This is a genomic window from Bradyrhizobium ferriligni, from assembly GCF_056837965.1.
On record NZ_JBXEJO010000016.1, the window covers coordinates 22438 to 41120 of the forward strand.

Annotated in this window: 17 protein-coding genes; 9 read left to right on the forward strand and 8 right to left on the reverse strand. The window is 66.0% G+C overall.

The window, feature by feature from the left end; translation table 11 throughout:
- The first annotated feature begins 2 nt into the window (after nt 1-2).
- Genes AC1VNY_RS11670 through AC1VNY_RS11680 form a run of 3 tightly spaced genes read left to right on the forward strand, consistent with a single transcriptional unit; the run spans nt 3 to nt 2843 of the window.
- Nucleotides 3-668 (forward strand): amino acid ABC transporter permease, encoded by a 666-nt coding sequence (locus AC1VNY_RS11670; RefSeq protein ID WP_283061502.1) that lies wholly within the window; start codon nt 3-5, stop codon nt 666-668.
- Nucleotides 655-1911, forward strand: coding sequence for a M20/M25/M40 family metallo-hydrolase (locus AC1VNY_RS11675; protein WP_482405259.1), 1257 nt, complete (start codon nt 655-657; stop codon nt 1909-1911). Before AC1VNY_RS11670 ends, AC1VNY_RS11675 begins: the two co-directional genes overlap by 14 nt.
- Complete coding sequence (locus AC1VNY_RS11680) at nt 1908-2843, forward strand: arginase family protein (RefSeq protein WP_197971312.1); 936 nt, start codon at nt 1908-1910, stop codon at nt 2841-2843. The genes AC1VNY_RS11675 and AC1VNY_RS11680 overlap by 4 nt, the downstream gene beginning before the upstream one ends.
- A gap of 63 nt (nt 2844-2906) precedes the next feature.
- On the opposite strand, the gene AC1VNY_RS11685 is transcribed toward AC1VNY_RS11680, so the two are convergent.
- The 3 genes from AC1VNY_RS11685 to AC1VNY_RS11695 form a co-directional block, all read right to left on the reverse strand.
- Nucleotides 2907-4133, reverse strand: a complete 1227-nt coding sequence (locus AC1VNY_RS11685; RefSeq protein WP_482405260.1) for a GGDEF domain-containing protein — start codon at nt 4131-4133, stop codon at nt 2907-2909.
- Nucleotides 4134-4240: 107 nt separating this feature from the next.
- Complete coding sequence (locus tag AC1VNY_RS11690; protein ID WP_482405261.1) at nt 4241-5794, reverse strand: AMP-binding protein; 1554 nt, start codon at nt 5792-5794, stop codon at nt 4241-4243.
- A gap of 28 nt (nt 5795-5822) precedes the next feature.
- On the reverse strand, nt 5823-7556 hold the full coding sequence (locus AC1VNY_RS11695; protein ID WP_482405325.1) for an extracellular solute-binding protein: 1734 nt from the start codon (nt 7554-7556) through the stop codon (nt 5823-5825).
- 385 nt (nt 7557-7941) lie between these two features.
- On the opposite strand from AC1VNY_RS11695, the gene AC1VNY_RS11700 reads away from it, so the two are divergent.
- Entirely contained in the window at nt 7942-8775 is an 834-nt protein-coding gene (locus AC1VNY_RS11700) for an invasion associated locus B family protein (protein ID WP_482405262.1), read from the forward strand.
- A 17-nt stretch (nt 8776-8792) separates the two neighbouring features.
- Here the strand turns inward: AC1VNY_RS11700 and AC1VNY_RS11705 are convergent, their stop codons facing one another.
- Nucleotides 8793-8918, reverse strand: a complete 126-nt coding sequence (locus AC1VNY_RS11705) for a hypothetical protein (RefSeq protein WP_370195945.1) — start codon at nt 8916-8918, stop codon at nt 8793-8795.
- 196 nt (nt 8919-9114) lie between these two features.
- Between AC1VNY_RS11705 and AC1VNY_RS11710 the strand changes: the two genes are divergently transcribed.
- A complete protein-coding gene (locus tag AC1VNY_RS11710) occupies nt 9115-10389 on the forward strand; it encodes an MFS transporter (protein WP_482405263.1) in 1275 nt (424 codons plus the stop codon).
- A gap of 47 nt (nt 10390-10436) precedes the next feature.
- Here the strand turns inward: AC1VNY_RS11710 and hspQ are convergent, their stop codons facing one another.
- Nucleotides 10437-10769, reverse strand: a complete 333-nt coding sequence (hspQ, locus tag AC1VNY_RS11715; RefSeq protein WP_021081543.1) for a heat shock protein HspQ — start codon at nt 10767-10769, stop codon at nt 10437-10439.
- 121 nt (nt 10770-10890) lie between these two features.
- Between hspQ and AC1VNY_RS11720 the strand changes: the two genes are divergently transcribed.
- A complete protein-coding gene (locus tag AC1VNY_RS11720; RefSeq protein WP_016845765.1) occupies nt 10891-11844 on the forward strand; it encodes an AEC family transporter in 954 nt (317 codons plus the stop codon).
- Between the two features lie 12 nt (nt 11845-11856).
- Here AC1VNY_RS11720 and AC1VNY_RS11725 read toward each other — a convergent pair whose 3' ends face one another.
- Nucleotides 11857-13041, reverse strand: a complete 1185-nt coding sequence (locus tag AC1VNY_RS11725; RefSeq protein WP_482405264.1) for a UbiH/UbiF family hydroxylase — start codon at nt 13039-13041, stop codon at nt 11857-11859.
- Nucleotides 13042-13174: 133 nt separating this feature from the next.
- On the opposite strand from AC1VNY_RS11725, the gene pcsA reads away from it, so the two are divergent.
- The 3 genes from pcsA (at nt 13175) to AC1VNY_RS11740 (ending at nt 15759) form a co-directional block, all read left to right on the forward strand.
- On the forward strand, nt 13175-13903 hold the full coding sequence (gene pcsA / locus AC1VNY_RS11730) for a phosphatidylcholine synthase (protein WP_461191991.1): 729 nt from the start codon (nt 13175-13177) through the stop codon (nt 13901-13903).
- The gene (locus AC1VNY_RS11735; RefSeq protein WP_482405265.1) at nt 13900-14625 is read left to right on the forward strand and encodes a TerC family protein; all 726 of its coding nucleotides are present in this window, start codon (nt 13900-13902) and stop codon (nt 14623-14625) included. The genes pcsA and AC1VNY_RS11735 overlap by 4 nt, the downstream gene beginning before the upstream one ends.
- 159 nt (nt 14626-14784) lie before the next feature.
- Nucleotides 14785-15759, forward strand: coding sequence for a quinone oxidoreductase family protein (locus tag AC1VNY_RS11740; protein ID WP_026192759.1), 975 nt, complete (start codon nt 14785-14787; stop codon nt 15757-15759).
- Nucleotides 15760-15857: 98 nt separating this feature from the next.
- Here AC1VNY_RS11740 and AC1VNY_RS11745 read toward each other — a convergent pair whose 3' ends face one another.
- Together AC1VNY_RS11745 and rimO are read right to left on the reverse strand one after the other, a co-directional pair.
- Nucleotides 15858-17054 carry an acetylornithine transaminase gene (locus AC1VNY_RS11745; RefSeq protein ID WP_482405266.1) on the reverse strand — a complete coding sequence of 399 codons (1197 nt, stop codon included), beginning with the start codon at nt 17052-17054 and terminating at the stop codon, nt 15858-15860.
- Between the two features lie 235 nt (nt 17055-17289).
- Nucleotides 17290-18615: a 30S ribosomal protein S12 methylthiotransferase RimO gene (rimO, locus tag AC1VNY_RS11750; RefSeq protein ID WP_482405267.1), complete on the reverse strand. Its 1326-nt coding sequence runs from the start codon at nt 18613-18615 to the stop codon at nt 17290-17292.
- Between the last annotated feature and the right edge of the window lie 68 nt (nt 18616-18683).

The window sequence follows — 18683 nt, forward strand, 5'->3', positions numbered from 1 at the left end:
AGATGCAAAGCTACAGCTTTCGCTGGGACGTCATCCCGAACAACCTGGGTTTTCTTGCCTCCGGCATGGAAATGACCCTTTTCATTTCAATTGTGACGCTCGTGGTGGCGACCCTGTTGGGGCTTGTCATCGCGATCATGCAGATGTCCCGTTTCCGCTTGGCACGCATCATCGCGCTTTCGGTCGGCGAAATCGTCCGCAATACGCCAATCCTCGTGCAACTGCTATGGGTCTATTACGTGCTGCCGATCGTCTTCAATGTGAGGATCGATGCGCTGGCCGCGTCGATTCTCGGTCTCTCGCTCTATTCGGCGGTGTTCATCTCCGAGGTCTTCAGGGCGGGCATCCAGACCGTTCCGGTCGGGCACCGCGAAGCGGCGCAGGTGCTCGGCCTGACGCCCGCGCAGAGCTTTGTGCGGATCGTTGGCCCGCAGGCGATTCGCAGCGTGCTGCCGCCGCTGGCGGCCAATTTCGTCCAGCTCATCAAATATTCCTCGCTTGCGTCCGTGGTGTCGGTCGGCGAGGTCACGCGGCGCGGGATGGAGTTGTCGTCGTCGACGTTCAGGCCGCTGGAAATATTCACCTTCATCGCGGTGGTGTATTTCGCGATCTGCTGGCCGCTCACCCACTCAATCCGCATATGGGAAGCGCGCCTTGCACGACGTTGATCAAGTTCGCCGCGCGGTTTCGAGCGATCGGACCAGCCAGGTCGTCGAGCTCGCGATGCGGCTGATCGGAGTGCCGTCGCCAAATCCGGACGGCGACACGCGCGCCGTGGCGGCGCTGGCGGCCGATCTTCTCAGGGCGCATGTGCCGGGCGTTGCGGTTGAGCTGCATCCGGGGACAGCCGAGATCGTCAACGTCGTCGCGCGGATCAAAGGCCATGCCCCCGGCCGCCGCATCGTGTTCAACGGCCATCTCGACACCTATCCGTTGGGCGAGCGGATGAGCTGGTCGGTCAATCCCGACGGAGAGGTCGTGGGCGGCCGCCTTTACGGCCGCGGCGCGGCCGACATGAAGGGCGGCATTGCGGCATCGATGGCCGCGATGGCCGCACTGGCCGAGCAGCGCGAGGCATGGGCGGGAGAGGTGGTGCTGACGCTCGCCGGCGACGAGGAAAGCATGGGTCCGTACGGGACCAAATACCTGCTCGACCAGGTCTCCCATGCCAGCGGCGACGCCGTGATCATTGGCGACGCCGGTTCGCCGATGGTGCTGCGCTTCGGCGAGAAGGGATTCCTCTGGATCGAGATCGAGGCGGAGGGCAGCGCGGCGCACGGCGCGCATGTCCATCTCGGCATCAATGCGATCGATCGCTTGCGCGAAGCGCTGGACAGAGTGAGTGAGCTGCGCAGCCTGGCCGTTGCGATGCCGGTCAATGTCGCCGACGCCATCCGCCGCGCAAGGCCTGTCTCCGAACCGTTGTGCGGCGCCGGCGAAGCCGACGTCCTGTCGAGCGTCACGGTCAACATCGGAACGGTGAGTGGCGGTTCGTCACCGAACCTGGTGCCGAGCCAGGCGCGAGCGGCCATCGACCTGCGTCTGCCGGTCGGCGTCACGTCGGAAGCTGTTCTCGGGCTGTTGCGAGAGGTGCTCGATCTGCCCGGCATCACATGGCGCGTGTTGCGCTGCTTCGAACCCAATCACACCGATCCCGGTGACGAGATCGTCACGCGCTGCGCAACTGCGGCGACGGACATCATCGGCAGGGCGCCGGCGATCAATATGCGCGTCGGCGGCTCCGATGCGCGCTGGTTTCGCATGGCCGGAATCCCGACGGTCGTCTATGGACCGACACCTCACAACATGGGCGCGCCGGACGAGTACGCTGACATCGCCGAACTGGCGACGGTGTCGCGCGTGCACGCGCTGACCGCCTTCGACATGCTGACAAGAGAGAACAGAGAATGAGCGACGTGGCGGGTTTCGTGGGTCCGGAAACATTCATGGGATTGCCGGCGGGGTTACCGCGGCCGGGCAGCCGCGCTGCCGTGCTCGGCGTGCCGTTCGATTGCGGCACGCATCCGTTCCGCGTCGGCGCCCGGCAAGGTCCCCTGGAGGTCCGGCGGGAGTCGCGGCTCATTCGCCGCTATCATCCGTCGCTCGCCGACGTCGATGTGCTGTCATTGCTGGGGGCGGTCGATGCCGGCGATGTTGCCTTGGTGCCGGGACGCATCGAAGACGCCTTTGTCAAGATCGAGGCTGCCGCCGGCCAGATTCTCGAGCTTGGCGCGGTGCCGGTCGGGATCGGCGGCGACGGTTCGGTCTCGCTTCCGCTGATGCGGGCCGCCGCCCGGTATCACAAGGATCTCGTCGCACTGCATATCGACAGCCATACCGATGCATATCCGTATACGCCGGACGATCGGTACAATGCGGCCACGCAGTTCACTAACGCGGCGCAAGAGGGCGTGGTGAACGCCGGCCGATCCTGGCACATCGGCGTGCGCGGCTTCACTTATTGCCCGGGTGTGCTCGAACATACGCGGTCGCTCGGATTTCGCGTCGTCACGATCGAGGAGTTGATGCGGCGCGGTTTCGCGCAGACCGTTGCGGAATTCAGCCAGGTGGTCGGCGCGCGGCCGGTCTATCTGTGCTGGGACATGGATGTGTTCGATCCATCGGTTGCTCCCGGCGTCTGCACGCCCGCCTGGGGAGGCCTGTCGGCCCGCGAGGGGATCGAATTGCTGCGCAGCCTTTCAGGCTTGAATATCGTCGCGATGGATTTCAACACGGTCAGCCCGCCACAGGACGTTCAGGGGATGGCCGCCCAGCTCTGCGCCCATATGATCATGGAGGCTCTCGTGCTGCTTGCCGCGGGCATGGGGCTGTTGCCGGACTGAAATCGCAGCGGCTTGATGGGTCATGCTGCGCCGGCGATGACCGTGCCCTAAAATCCGCGGGCCTTACGACGCTGCGCGCTCCGGCGTCCCGAACAAACGCCCCAGCAGCGATAGCGCGGAATCGCCCGGCATCAGCGTTGCGACGCTGACGGCGGGCTCGGAGCGGGCATCGCGGCGCCCGTTCTGGGTGTGCCGCATCACGCTCGCCAGACGCCGCGTGATCGCTTGCGCGTTGCGCAGGTCGGTGCCGGCGAATGCCACGACCAGCGAGCGGTCGTCATGCACCGCGCCGAAATCGGCCCGGCGCATCAGCCGGCTGATGATCCGTGCGCCGTCGAATTGCGCGCGCGGTTGCGCGTCGTCGAAGGTGAAGCGCGCCACCGAGAGCGCGCCGCCGCGCTCGGCGGTCTGGTAGACGGCGGTTGCGAAGTCGCGCTCGAACGCGACCTTGGTGAGCAGGCCGGTGCGGGCATCGATCAGGCCCTTGGCGTCGATCGCCTTCAGCATGCGGCCGAGCCGCGCCTCGAAGGCGTGCTGGCGGATCATCGGCAGCGCCATGTCGGCGATGCGGGTCGGCCCGGCCGTGACAATCTCGAGATTGGGCAGCTCGTATCGCGGCGTCATCTCGCCCGAGGCGACGATCACGGGCAACGGGCGGAAGCGGACATCCTCGGTCAGCACGGTCAGGAACGCATCCATCACCCGCGGCGTGAAGCCTTCCGCCAGCACGATGCCGTCGATGTCGCGGCTACTGAGATGCTTGGCGGCGGCCTCGATGCTGAGCGCGCCGACCACGCCGGCGCGTTCGCCGAGCGCGACCGACAGCGTCGGGTAGGCGCCGCCGCGGCCGATCAACAGCGCGGTGGCCTCTCCGATCGGATCGATGTCAGACAGGGCGATCGGTACCGGCGGCACCAGGCGGCGCATCACGGTGGCATGCAGGCCGCGAACGCGTAAGGACGCATTGAGCCGGGCGACCAGCCGATCCGGCAAACCCTTGTTCTGGAAGAATGCGATCACGGTGTCGGGCAGGGTGGTCGCAGGATCGACCGCGATCAACGGCAGATACGGCGCGCGGGCGGCGGCGCGTTTGGCGAGACCCGACAGGGTGACGAAGTCGACGCCCTCGGCGGCCGCGATGATCGCTGCCGGCTTAACCTGCTCGATGGCCCGTCCGGCCTCGTTCCAGTCGCTGACCACGACCGGGAACAGTTTCGTCTCATCGAGGACTGCGGCGAACGACGGCTTTGTCGACGCCGATACGATGAGGACCGGACCTTGTTGGGACATTCGAACGCTCGAAACCAATGCTTAAGATCAGCAAACGGCTGCGATGCTAGTTCGCATGGCTTAATGCGGCGTCAACACAATGATAAGACTAACGCAATGATAAGATTTTAACTCAGTCCGGCGCCACCACGGTCGCGAAATGCTTCGACCATCAAGGGGTTAAGCCCAAGTTCTGTGAGGGCGTCGCGGGCGCGCGCATTGTCCTGCGCCCGTCCGGCCAGCCGGTGGCCGCTGAGACGGTCCGGCAATGCGGTCAACAGCGCGCCCTGGCCGAGGCGGCGCGACCACTCCTGCAGCTCCTGGGCGAGGAAGCGGTAGCCGCCGACCGTCATCACCCCCGACGGCGGCGCGGTGATGTTGATGGCCCCGGTCGCGCGATCGACCCGCGCGGCATATTCGGTGTCGACGAAATCGCGCGGCGGCGGCGCAATCAGGCTGTCGCCGGGCGGAGGCGCCGGCGCATAAGCGGCGACCGGTACCATCGGGCCGCGCAGGCCGAGCGTGCCCTTCGGCGTCAGCAGGATCTCGCCGGCGATCGATGCGCCGGGCGCTTCGCGCGGCGCACTGTGCGACCCCGGCTTGATCAGGGCCGGCGATCCGTCCTCAGCGGTGCGGCGGGCGCCGAACAGCCCGGCCTCGCCGAACAGATAGACGTCGGTCATGGTCACCGGCCGCGAGGTCCAGTGCGCACTGGAGGCGACTTGCTCCGGCGTACGCCAGAGGCCGATCACGTTGCGCAGGCTGGGCAGGCGCTCCGACAGGCCGCGCTCGTCGAGCCGCAGCGCGAGCTGCGCCGGTGCGATCAGCGTGTTGCAGGTGTGATCGTTGAACTGGGTCTCGAACGCTTCCTCGTCGAACGGGTGGTGCAGCACCAGCGTTCCGCCCGACAGCAGCCAGGTCACCAGCGACGCGCAGATGCCGGCGAACGACATCGGCGCGAACGCCGACATGATGGTGGCGCCTGGCGGCAGATCGCTCTCCAGCGACATCGCGAGCCCGCCGGCAATCAGGCCGAAATGCGCCCGCGGCACCGGACGAAAACCTTCGCTGGTGACGTCGAAGGAGATCAGCGCCGGCTTGCGGCCGTCCTGGATCATCGGGCGCGAGGCCCGGGAGTCCTCCAGGATCGCCTGGTCGAGCGAGGCCATGCCTTCGGGCAGATCGGTGCCGAAGCCGCAGACATGGCGGATCGAGAAGGCTTCCGCCGCGGCGTTCATGGCGATGTCGGCATAGGAGACGCCGTCGATCCGGCCGCAGCTGACGATCGCCCGCGCCGCGGTGCGGTTGAGCACGGACGTCAGCTCGGCCTGCCGCCACAGCAGCGGCAGCGGCACCACCACCAGGCCGACCCGATGCGCGGCGAGGACCGTGAGGGCGAATTCAACCGTGCCGGGCAGCTGCACGGCGATCACCGTGTTGGCCGGCAATCCGCTCTGGACGAAGTGGGCGGCGATCGCCGAGATCGCGCGGTCGGCTTGGGCATAGGTCAGGCGCTTGCGGGTCTGTCCGGTGATGCGCTGCTTGTTGAGCGGGTCGACCAGCGCCAGCGCCTCGGGCTGCCGCGCCAAAGTGCGCTTGAACAGGGTATCGAGCGTTGGCGAGGTGATCGACTGGTTCACGGGTTCAACGTCGGTTGCATCGCTTCGGTCGGACCAGATCATGCCGCGTCGGGTCGCATCACCCGGCAAATCATCTGGATTGCGTGCCGGGCTTCTGCCACCAGGTCTCCGGCAGGTAGCCCGTCAACGCCGTGGTCGAAGGCCGTTCTATCCGATTCCAGCGCGCGATCCATTGCTCTCCCAAGTTAAATAGGGGGATAGCGTAGAAGCCCGACATCAGGGCCCGGTCCAGCGCCCGCACCGCCGAGACGAAGGCCGGCCGCTCGCGCGCCGCGAGCAGCGCCGCGATCATAGCGTCGATGGCGGGATCCTTGGCGCCCATGTAGTTCCTTGTGCCCGGCACATCGGCGGCCTGGCTGCCCCAGTAAAACCACTGCTCGTTGCCCGGCGACAGCGACTGGTCCCAGCGGATGGGGATCATGTCGAAGTCATAGCCGACCCGGCGCTGCTCGAACTGCACCGCGTCGACCACCCTCACCGTGGCTTCGATGCCGGCCCGCTTCAGGTCACGCTGATAGGCGAGGGCGATCCGCTCATGCTCGCGCGTCGTGACCAGGATCTCGATGCGCAGCGGCGTCCCTGTCGACCGCTGCTTCAGGACGGTGCCGTCGAGCGCGTAGCCCGCCTCGGCGAGCAGCGCGAGCGCACTGCGCAGAAGGCTGCGGTCGCGTCCCGACCCGTCGGTGACCGGCAGACGATAGCGGCCGTCGAGGATGTCGGGCTGGATGTGCGACAGGTATGGCTTGAGCAGCTCGCGCTCGCGATCGTCGGCGGGACGGCCATAGGCGGACAGATCCGATCCGGCGAAGAAACCGCCGGCGCGCGAGAACAGTCCGAAATAATAGTTGCGGTTGACCCATTCGAAATCGAACAGCATCGCCAGTGCCTGACGCACCCGCAGGTCGGCGAATTTCGGCCGCCGGCTGTTGAACACCAGAAATTCGGACGGCCGCGGCGTGCCGATCTTGATGGTGTCGCGGATCACCTCGCCGTTGCGCGCCGCCGGGAAGTCGTAGCCGTCGTGCCAGCGCAGCGGCTCGGTCTCGGTCCGGAAATCATACAAGCCGCGCTTGAAGGCCTCGAACATGCCGTTGGCCTCGCGGTAGTAATCGAGTCTGATCTCGTCGAAGTTCCAGAGGCCGCGATTGATGGGCAGGTCGCGGCCCCAATAATCCGGATCGCGCGTGAAGGTGACGCTGGCGCCGGGCTTGACTGCCGTCACGCGGTAGGGGCCGGACCCGATCGGCGGGGCCAAGGTTGTTTCCTCGAATTTGTCCGGGTCGATGGCGTGCCGCGGCAGGATCGGCATCAGACCGAGGATCAGCGGCAATTCGCGATCCGCCACGCCGCCGAAATCGAACCGGACCGTGAGCGGGTCGAGCGCCTCGGCCTTTGCGACTTTCGAATAATACTGACGGTGCATCGGACGGCCGTGGTCGCGCAGCAGCGCCAGCGAGAACAGCACGTCGTCGGCCAGTACCGGCCGGCCATCCGAGAAGCGGGCGCGGGGATCGATGCGGAACGTCACATGGCTTCTGGCGTCGTCGGTCTCGACGCTGCGCGCGAGCAGGCCGTACAGCGTGAATGGCTCGTTATTGCCCCGCGCCATCAGGCTTTCGTAGACATAACCGCGCTCATAGCCGTAACCCCTGACCTGCTGCGCGGGGACGCCCCTGATGATCAGGGGATTGAGGCTGTCGAAGGTGCCGATCACGCCCTGGATCAGGCGGCCGCCCTTGGGAGCGTCGGGATTGGCATAGGGCAGGTGGGTAAAGTCGGGCGGCAGCGCGGGCGCGCCATGCATCGCGATCGCGTGGCTCTCGGCGGCCGCCGCAGGGGCCAGCCCGCTCGTCAGGAATCCCAAAACCAGGACCCCCAAGGCCAGCCAGATCGCGGCCAATGCGGCGCGCCAAGTGTGCCCGGGAACACGTGCGTGAGGCGCCGGATTTGATTCGCGAAACGTCACGTCCGGAGGTTTATCACAGGCCGCTGAAACTCGCCGCGAGATGGGCGCAAATACGCTTGTCGGCATTGATCTTTCCGCGCGCCGCTGTATTGAAGGCGTGCAATTCGAAGGCGGGAACGCCTGTCACGTATCCGCCTCAATTGACTAGGAGACAGCCGCCCAAACGGCTATGTGTCGGCGCCTGCAGCGGTTTCGGGCTTCCGTTCAGAAAGGGTTTTCCGCAATGAATTTCCGTATCTTGGCCGCCCCGGTCCGGCCGCATGGGCGAATTGTTGCCCTGATGGCGGCGACGGCATTCTCTGCAGCGCTCCTGGTTCCTGCCGCTCGGGCCCAGCAGCCGGCAGCGCCGGCGCCTGCGGCACCGAAGGCTGCGCCCAAGGCGGCACCCAAGGCAGCTCCGAAGGCTCCGGCAGCCCAGGCACCAGCAGCCCAGGCACCGGCCGCCGGCCAGCCGCCCGCTGCGGCCGCCCAGCCGCCGGCGCAGGATCAGCAGATCCAGCTGATCTACGCCCCCTGGACCAAGTTCTGCCTGAAGGGCCAGGAAGCCAACGCCAAGCAGGTCTGCTTCACCGGCAAGGACGGCCGCATCGAGTCCGGCCAGCCGGTGATCGCCGCCGTGATCATCGAGCCGGAAGGCGAACCGAAGAAGATCCTGCGCGTCACGCTGCCGCTCGGCATGCAGCTCGTGCACGGCACCCGCATCATCGTCGACGGCAACCCGCCGCAGCAGGCGCCCTATGTGATCTGCTTCCAGAACGGCTGCATGTCCGACTATGAAGCAACGCCCGAGCTGATCGCCAACATGAAGAAGGGCCAGAACCTCGTGGTCCAGGCGATTAATTCCAACGGCGCGCCGCTGACGCTGCCGCTGCCGCTCAACACCGAATTCGCCAAGGCCTATGACGGCCCGCCGACCGATCCGAAGGTGTTCGAGGAAAACTCGAAGAAGCTGCAGGAAGAGTTGCAGAAGCGCGCCGAAGAGCAGCGCAAGAAGCTGGAAGGCGCGGGCGGTGGCTCTGCGCAGGCTCCGGCGCCGGCCAACCCGGCGGCCAAGTAACCACTTCAATCTCGCGTTCAAGAAAACGCGAGATCATCGCGATCAAAAGGCGCCCGGAAGGGCGCCTTTTTTGTCATGCGAAACAGACTGGCTGCTGGCAGCCTGCTGCGCTGGTGATCGCGCAGATCGTGTGCGATGGTCATCGAAGGGTGCTTCGATTGCGTCGCGCGATGAGCGCGCATCGTTCGTGCCTCGTCCGGACAAGTCCGGCGTCGAAGCACAATCATAAATCCGATACGGGAGGCCAGACGAAAGCGCGGACAGCGCCTTCGATGCGCAAATGTGCGCGTGGTTCTTCCGCGAATCCTGGCCGCCGTTCGCAGTCATGGAAGTCGCGCAGTGTCCCAGCAAGTCAGCACGCAGCGGCGCGAACCGCGCTCCCGGCCTCCGGAACGGCCGACCGGCCGCCCTTCGGCCGATGCAGCTATTCGCGTCAGCCAGGATAACGCCCCCGGTAACTTTCATCCCGGCATCGTCCATCTCGCGCTGGCGATGGGCGGCTTTGCGATCGGCATCGCCGAATTCGCGACCATGAGCCTCTTGCCGTTCTTCGCCCACGATCTGCACGTCAGCGAGCCCCAGGCCGGCCACGCGATCAGCGCCTACGCGCTCGGCGTTGTCGTCGGCGCGCCGGTCATCGCGGTGCTGTCGGCGCGCATGACGCGGCGGACGCTGCTGATCGCGTTGATGGGCTTCTTCGCGCTGATGAACGGCCTTTCGGGGCTCGCGCCCGATTATCACACCATGCTGGCGCTGCGCTTCATGGCGGGGCTGCCGCACGGCGCCTATTTCGGCATCGCCATGCTGGTCGCAGCCTCGCTGGTCCCGATCGACAAGCGCACGGCGGCGGTCGGCCGCGTGCTGCTGGGGCTCACCATCGCGACGACGATCGGCGTTCCGCTCGCCAACGGGGTCGGGCAGGCAATCGGCTGGCGCTGGGCCTTCGCGATCGTTGCCGGCCTCGCGCTCTTGACCGCGATCCTGGTGCTGATCTTCGCCCCGCGTGATGCCGCCAACAGCAAGGCGAGCCCGCTGCGTGAACTGTCGGCACTCGGGCGCAAGCATGTCTGGCTGACGCTGGCGATCGGCGCCATCGGTTTCGGCGGGCTGTTCTCGGTCTACACTTATCTGGCGTCGACCATGCTGGCGGTAACCCACACCTCGCCCGCGCTGGTGCCGGTCACGCTGTGCGTGTTCGGCGCCGGCCTTACCGCCGGCAACATCATCGTGCCGCGCTTTGCCGACCGCGCGCTGATGGCAACCGCAGGCGGGCTCCTGCTGTGGTCGGCGGCGACGCTCGCGCTCTATCCGCTGGCGGCAGGAAATTTCTGGACGCTGACCGCCGATGTGTTCCTGATCGGGCTGGGCGGGGCGCTCGCCACCGTGTTGCAGACCCGGTTGATGGACGTCGCGGGCGAGGCACAGAGCCTCGCCGCCGCGCTCAACCACTCCGCCTTCAACGTCGCCAATGCGCTGGGGCCGTGGCTCGGCGGAATGGCGGTTGCCGCGGGTTATGGCTGGACGTCGACCGGCCTCGTCGGCGCGGGGCTGGCGCTGGCGGGATTTGTGGTCTGGGCGATCGCGGTTGTCTTGGCCAGGCGCGAGGGGGTGTGAGCGTGGCAGCGCGAATGCCGTGGCAGTCGCGGGACAGCCGCCGAACCTCAGTTCAGCGACGGGTTGCGCGGACGGTAGCCGCCCGATTTGTCCTTGATGAAGATCTCCGCCACCTGCGAATGCCGGATCGGCTCGCCCGACTCGTCGGGCAAGAGGTTCTGCTCCGAGACATAGGCGACGTACTCGGTCTCCGAGTTTTCCGCGAGCAGATGGTAGAACGGCTGGTCCTTGTGGGGCCGCATGTCCTCGGGGATCGACAGCCACCATTCCTCGGTGTTGTTGAACTCCGGGTCGATATCAAAAATCACGCCCCGGAAGGAGAACACCCGGTGACGGACGATCTGCCCGATCTGAAACTTGGCGGTGCGCGCTTTGATCATGGCTCGTCGATAGACCAACATTGTGGCCGATGCTAGGGGCTAAGGTCCGAATTAACCCGCGCTTTACCGATTCCAGCCCTGCAAAAACGACCCGAAATCCGGCCGAGAAACTACTTTCAGAATGATCGATATCCTCAATCTGGCGTTGCCGTATTTCGGCTTGATCTTCATCGGTTACGCGTGCGGCAAGGCCAAGGGTTTGCCCGAGAGCGGGCTCGCCTGGATGAATTTCTTCCTGCTTTACGTTTCGTTGCCGGCGCTGCTGTTCGGGATCATGTCCAAGACGCCGTTTGCGGAGCTGAACAACCCGCCATTCCTGATCGCCACCACGCTCGGAACCGTGCTCGCGTTCTTCCTGGCGATGGTCGCGGGCAAGGTGATCGGCGGGCTCACGCTGCGCGAGGCGACGCTGGCCGGCCTGTCGGGCGCCTACGGCAATATCGGCTATATGGGTCCTGGCCTCGCGCTCGCCGTGCTCGGTGCCAAGGCGGCGGCGCCGACCGCGCTGATCTTCTGCTGCGACAGCATCTTCCTGTTCTCGATCGTGCCGCTGCTGATCGAGCTCACCGACCGCGACCATCCCTCGCTGCTGCACGCACTTGGCGTGGTGCTGCGGCAGATCGTGCAGAACCCGCTGATCATGTCGGCCGTGTTCGGGGCGCTGGTTGCGGCGTTTCACATTCCGATCCCGGTCGCGCTCGATCGCACCATCCAGTTCCTGGAAAACGCCGCCGCGCCGACGGCGCTGTTCGTGCTCGGCATCACGGTGGCGCTGCGGCCGTTCGAGCGGGTGCCGTGGGAGGTCCCGGGCGTGGTTGCGATCAAGCTTTTGATCCATCCGCTGCTGGCGTTCGGCCTGATGCTGCTGTTCGGCCCGTTCGCGCAGCCTTGGGCTGCGACAGCGGTGCTGATGGCTTCGCTGCCGCCGGCGCTCAACGTGTTCGTGATCGCACGGCAGAACGACACCTGGATCGAGCCGGCCTCGGTCGCGGTGCTGATCGGCACCTTCGCCTCGGTGGTCACGCTGACCAGCGTGATGTGGTTCATCCAGAGCGGACGGCTGGTGTTTCCCTAACGTACGCCGTTCTCACCGCCGCCACGACGGCGCGAGGCCCTCGCGCATCGCTAGCCGCCGCAACGGGCCGAATGCGCCGAGCAGATGCAGGCCGGCAGCACGCGCCGTCTGCATGCCGAGGAAATCGCTCAGCAGCGACCGGTTGGCGATGTCGATCGCCCAAGTCCGGCTGGCGACATCGGGCCGTCGCGCCGCCTGGTAGCGCGACAGCACATTGGGCGCGCCGGGATCTTCGCCGCGACCGATCGCCTGGCCCGTGATCTCGGCGATATCAGCGGCATCGCGCAGTCCCATATTGAGACCCTGCGCGCCGATCGGCGGCAGCACATGGGCGGATTCCCCGACCAGCGCGATCCGGTCCTTGGCGAATTGCCGCGGCCGCTCGATCGCGAGCGGAAACACGTGACGGCCACCCTCGACCGCGACGCGGCCGAGGATCGAATGCGATTGCCGCTCGGCGGCGAGGGACAATTCGTCGTCGCCGAGCGCCATCAGCCGCTCGGCCTCCTTGGGCGCCGAGACCCAGACCACGCTGCTTCTGACGCCGCTGAGCGGCACGAACACGCAGGGGCCGTGCTCGGTGTGGAACTCGGTCGAGATGTTGTTGTGCGGGCGGGTATGGGTGATGTTGAAGGTGAGGGCGGACTGCCCGAGATCGCGGCTCGTCACCTCGATGCCGGCGGCCTCGCGGGACAATGAATTGCGCCCGTCTGCACCGACCACGAGCCGGGCCTGAAGCGACTGGCCCTGCCGCGTCACCACGGTGACCGCGGCATCGTCCGGCCGCACCGAGGCGGCTTCATCGTCGAACCGCGTCAGCGCGGATATTTCACCGGCGCGGTCCTCGAGCGCGGCGACCAGCGAGCGGTTGTCGATGTTGAAGCCGAATTGCTCGCGGCCGATCTCGTCGGATGAGAAGCGCACCTCGGGCGCACGGATCAGGCGGCCGGTGTCGTCGACGAGGCGCATGGTCTTGAGCGCCGCCGCTCGGTCGCTGCAGCGCCGCCAGACGTCCAGCCGGTCCAGGATATCGGTCGACGCACCGAGCAGCGCGGTGGTCCGGTTGTCGGCATAGGGTGCGCGGCGAGCCAGCAGCGCGGTCCGTGCACCGGCGTCGGCAAGGGCAATCGCAGCCGTCAATCCGGCCGGACCGCCGCCTATTACGATAACGTCATAATCCAGCGAGCTGTCGGTCATATCAGGACATTTGACATGCTTGGCCCGATTTTCAAGCCATCGCTAACCACCAAGAGTTTCCAAAGCTTTGCGCGGCGGAACGCCGCAAGACCGCATATGCAAACCGGTCCGATTCCTGATAGCACTTCGGCCGATGGAGCATTCGAGCCAGCCTGATGCGTTGCCAGAACGGATGCGGACCGCCGCATTCTCCGTTCATATTTTCACGGCGCTCGGTGCCGGAGTGGCGCTGCTGGCGATGCTGGAGGCGGTGCGCGAGCACTGGGCCAACATGTTCGCCTGGCTCGGGGTCGCGCTGATCATCGACGGGATCGACGGCCCGCTGGCGCGCCGGCTCGACGTGGTGCGGCTACAGCCGAACTGGTCGGGCGAGGTGCTCGACCTGGTGGTTGATTTCGTCACCTATGTGTTCGTGCCGGCCTATGCGATCACCGCGAGCGGCATGCTGCTGCCGCTGGCCGCGCCGATCCTCGGCATCGGCATCGTGGTCTCCAGCGCGCTGTATTTCGCCGACCGCCGCATGAAGGCCGATGACAACCATTTCCGCGGCTTCCCGGCGCTGTGGAATGCGGCGGCGTTCTATCTGTTCCTGCTGCACCTGCCGCCGGTGCTGTCGACGATCGTGGTCGCGGCCCTGATCGCGCTGACCTTCGCGCCGTTCCACGTGCTGCACCCGCTGCGTGTGGTGCGGCTGCGCTGGCTGACGCTGTGGCTGCTCGCCGCATGGGCGCTGCTCGGCATGTACACGCTTGCCAACGACTTCGTGGTCGGAGCTCCGATTACCTTCGGGCTCTGCGCCATCGCCGCCTACATCATCGGCAGCGATACCGTGATCCGCCGGATGAAAGCCTTCAGAGCATGATGCAATTGATCACCAGCCCGGAAGCCTGGGCGGCGCTGTTGACCCTGACTGCGCTCGAGATCGTGCTCGGCATCGACAACGTGATTTTCCTGTCGGTGATCGTGTCGCGGATCCCGCCCGCACAGGCCAAGCGCGCGCGGCAGATCGGCCTGCTGCTGGCGCTGGTGTTCCGCATTCTGCTGCTCTCGATCCTGGTCTGGCTGATCGGGCTGACCCAGCCGGTGATATCAGTCCGGGACGTCGAGCTGTCGTGGCGCGACATCATCCTGATCGGCGGCGGCCTGTTCCTGATCGCGAAAGCAACCCACGAGATCCACGGCGAGGTCGAGTCGCGTGAGGCGGAAGCCGACGACAGGCCGAGCGCCAGCGCGTTCTTCTGGGTGATCGTGCAGATCATCATCATCGACCTGGTGTTCTCGCTGGATTCGATCATCACCGCGATCGGCATGGCGCAGGACATCGAGATCATGGTCGCGGCGGTGGTGATCGCCTGCGCCATCATGTACATCTCGTCGGGACCGGTGGCACGTTTTGTCGCGGAGCATCCGACCACCAAGATGCTGGCGCTGGCCTTCCTGGTGCTGATCGGCGTGGCGCTGGTGGCCGACGGATTCAAATTCCACATTCCGCGCGGCTACATCTATTTCGCGATTGCCTTCTCGGCCGCCGTCGAGGCGTTCAACGTCATGGCCAAGCGCAACCGCAAGAGGCCGGCGCGCTAATGGGCTTTGTCTCCGCGCCAACGCTGCGCGTTTGTCGCGCAGGGAAACCGCTTCGCGCTTTTCCGGATCATGCCGGGGCCGGTTCCGGCCCGCTTGGTTGACAAGCCGGCCGCGATGGCATTCGCTCGCTTGACGCTGATATCTGAGGGGAGCGACGACATGACCAAGGCTGTGCGCGTGCACCAGGTGGGGGGACCGGAAGTCCTGACCTATGAGGACGTCGAGGTGGGCGCGCCGGGGACCGGCGAGGTCCGGATCCGCCAGCATGCGGTCGGTCTGAATTTCATCGACGTCTATTTCCGCACCGGCCTCTACAAGGCGCCCGGCCTGCCGTTCATCGCCGGCAATGAGGCCGCAGGCGAGGTGTTGGCCGTGGGTCCGGGGGTGACCAATTTCCACCCCGGCGACCGCGTCGCCTATTACTACAATCTCGGCGGCTACGCGTCCGAGCGCGTCATCCCGGCCGACAAGCTCGTCAAACTGCCCGACCACATCACCTACGAGCAGGGCGCCGTGCTGATGCTGAAGGGACTCACGGTCTGGTACCTTCTGCACAAGACCTTCAAGGTCGAGCAGGGCCATCGCGTGCTGATCCACGCCGCGGCGGGCGGCATCGGGCTGCTCGCCTGCCAATGGGCGCGGGCGCTCGGCGCCCATGTCATCGGCACCGTCGGCTCGAAGGCGAAGGCCGATCTCGCGCTCGCCAATGGCTGCGATCACGTCATTCTCTACAACGAGGAGAACTTCGTCGAACGCGTCAAGCAGATCAGCCGCGGCGAGCTCTGCGACGTCGTCTATGACGGCGTCGGCAAGACCACGTTCCCGGGATCGCTGTCCTGCCTCAGGCCGCGCGGCCTGTTCGTCTCCTTCGGCAACGCGTCGGGTCCGGTGCCGCCGTTCCCACTCGCCGAGCTCAACAACCACGGATCGCTGTTCGCGACGCGGCCCAAGCTCAACGACTATGTCGGCACCCGCAAGGAATTGCTCGAAGGCGCCGACACGCTGTTCGCCGCCGTGATCAACGGCAAACTGCACGTGCCGATCAACCACGCCTATGCGCTCAAGGATGCCGCCAAGGCGCATATCGACCTGGAGAGCAGGGCGACCACCGGAGCAGCGATCCTGCGGCCGTAAGTAGATCGTCATTCCGGGGCACGCGAAGCGTGAACCCGGAATCTCGAGATTCCGGGTTCGATGCTGCGCATCGCCCCGGAATGACGGGGTGGTGGCGACTACGCCACCCGGCGCGCAGCGCCGACCTTGGTCAGCACCGTATCCAGGCAGTCGATGACCAGGGAAATCTCCTCTCGCGTCACGTTGAGCGCCGGCATGAAGCGCAGCGTGTCCGGCTGCGGCGAGTTGATCAGCACGCCGGCCGCGAACGCCTCGGCAACCACGGCGGCGCCGATCGGCATCTTGAGGTCGAGCGCCAGCAGGAGGCCGCGGCCCCTGATCTCGCCGAGACCGTGCCGCGACGACAGCCGCTGCAATTCGCGCTCGAGCAAAAGGCCGGCATCGACGACCGATTTCAGGAAATCGGGCTTTCCGATCTGATCGAGCACGACAAGCCCCGCGGCGCACATCAGTGGATTGCCGTTGAAGGTGCCGCCCTGATCGCCGTGATCGAAGCACGAGGCATGCTCGGTCGCGAGCAGGGCCGCGAGCGGCACGCCGCCGCCGATGCCCTTGCCGAGCGTCATGATGTCGGGCTCGATCCCGGCGTGCTGATAGCCGAACAGCTTTCCGGTCCGGCCGATGCCGGTCTGGATCTCGTCGACAATGAGCAGCAGGCCGCGCTGCTGGGTCAGCGCCCGCAACTCCTTCAAAAACTCATCCGTCGCGGGCCAGACGCCGGCCTCGCCCTGGATCGGCTCCAGCATGACCGCGACCGTCGACGACGAGATCAACTTTCGCACCGACTCGATGTCGTTCAGCCGGGCCTTGCGGAAGCCCGAGACCTTCGGCTCGAACAGGGGCTCGAACGCCTTCTTGCCCGAGGCCGACATGGTCGCGAGCGTGCGGCCGTGGAAGCCGCCTTCGAAGGTGATGATCTCGTGGGCGCCATTCTTGTACTTCGTGCCATATTTGCGCGCGAGCTTGATCGCGCCTTCATTGGCCTCCGCGCCCGAATTGGCAAAGAACACCTGGTCGAAGCAGCTCGTGTCGACCAGCAACTTTGCCAGTTTCAGGCTCTGCTCGTTGTAGAACGCCGGGCTTGGCGTCAGCAGTCGTCTGGCCTGCGCGGCCAGCGCGTCGGCCACGATGACCGGCGAGTGGCCGAGAGGGTTCACGGCCCAGCCCTGCACGAAGTCGAGATAGCGGTTGCGGTTGCTGTCCCACAAATACGAGCCGGCGCCGCGCACGAACACGACCTCGGGGCGAGCGGTGATGTCCATCAGCGCATCGAACGGAGGGGTAGCGTTGGTCATGTCGATCTCCTCTGGGGTCGGTGTTGGGAAAGGGCAGGCCGAAAAGCGAGAAGGCCGCGCTTTGGGGGCGCGGCCTTCTCGAAAACCTTGGCTGATTTATGAGATCAGCGATGGCGTCGGACACGGCGCAGCCCAGCATCGTCGCGGGTGCGACGACGGCAGATGGCGCGGCGGTGGGTCCGGTTCAGCTTCATGGCGGAGGGCCATACAGCCGAACGCCGGAACATGTCAAGCGTCAGAATCCGGCGACGCTGCCGTGCAGGTCGTATTCGTCGGAGCGCTCGATCTTGGCGGTGACGATCTCGCCGACCTTCAGCGGGCGGCGGCTGGTGAGGTAGACGGCGCCGTCGATCTCGGGCGCGTCGGCCTTTGACCGGCCCTTCGCCACCGTCGGACCGACCTCGTCGATGATGACCTGCTGGCGGGTGCCGACCTTGCGCTTGAGGCGCCTCGTGGAGATCTTCTGCTGGCGGGCCATCAGCGCATTCCAGCGCTCCTGCTTGACCTCGTCGGGCACAGCATTGGGAATCGCGTTCGACGCGGCGCCGGCAACCGGCTCGTACTTGAAGCAGCCGAGGCGATCGATCCCGGCTTCATCGAGCCAGTCGAGCAGATAGGCGAAATCGGAATCGGTCTCGCCGGGGAAGCCGACGATGAAGGTCGAGCGCAGCGTCAGCTCGGGGCACTGCTCGCGCCACTTCTGGATCCGCGCCAGCGTCTTCTCCTGCGCAGCCGGGCGCTTCATCGCGCGCAGCACGTCCGGGCTCGCATGCTGGAACGGGATGTCGAGATAGGGCAGCACCTTGCCCTCGGTCATCAGGCCGATGACCTCGTCGACATGCGGGTAGGGGTAGACGTATTGCAGCCGCACCCAGGCGCCGAGCTCGCCGAGCTCCTTAGCGAGATCGAAGAATTTTGCGCGGACGCTGCGGTCCTGCCACGGGCTCTCGGCGTATTTCAGGTCGACGCCATAGGCCGAGGTGTCCTGCGAGATGACGAGCAATTCCTTGACGCCGGCCTTCACCAGCTTCTCGGCCTCGCGCAGCACGTCATTGGCCGGCCGCGACACCAAATCGCCGCGCAGCTTCGGGATGATGCAGAAGCTGCAGCGGTTGTTGCAGCCTTCGGAAATCTTCAAATAGGCGTAGTGCCGCGGCGTCAGCTTGACGCCCTGCGGCGGCACCAGGTCGATATGCGGGTTGTGCGCCGGCGGCAGCGCGCGGTGCACGGCGTCCAGCACGCTCTCATATTGCTGCGGCCCCGTGATCGAGAGCACGCCGGGATAGGCGCTCTCGATCTGCTCGGGTTCGGCGCCCATGCAGCCGGTGACGATCACCTTGCCGTTCTCGGCCATGGCCTCGCCGATCGCGGCGAGCGATTCCTGCTTGGCGCTGTCGAGGAAGCCGCAGGTGTTGACGATGACGATGTCGGCGCCGTCATGCTTGCGCGCCAGCTCATAGCCCTCCGCGCGCAGCCGGGTGATGATGCGCTCGGAATCGACCAGCGCCTTGGGGCAACCCAAGGACACAAAGCTCACTTTCGGCGCGGCGGCCTCTTGCATATCTTCCCAAATCTGCCTGATTGATGGGCAGGAGCTAGTCCCAATTGCCGAGAATTACAACCCTTTCC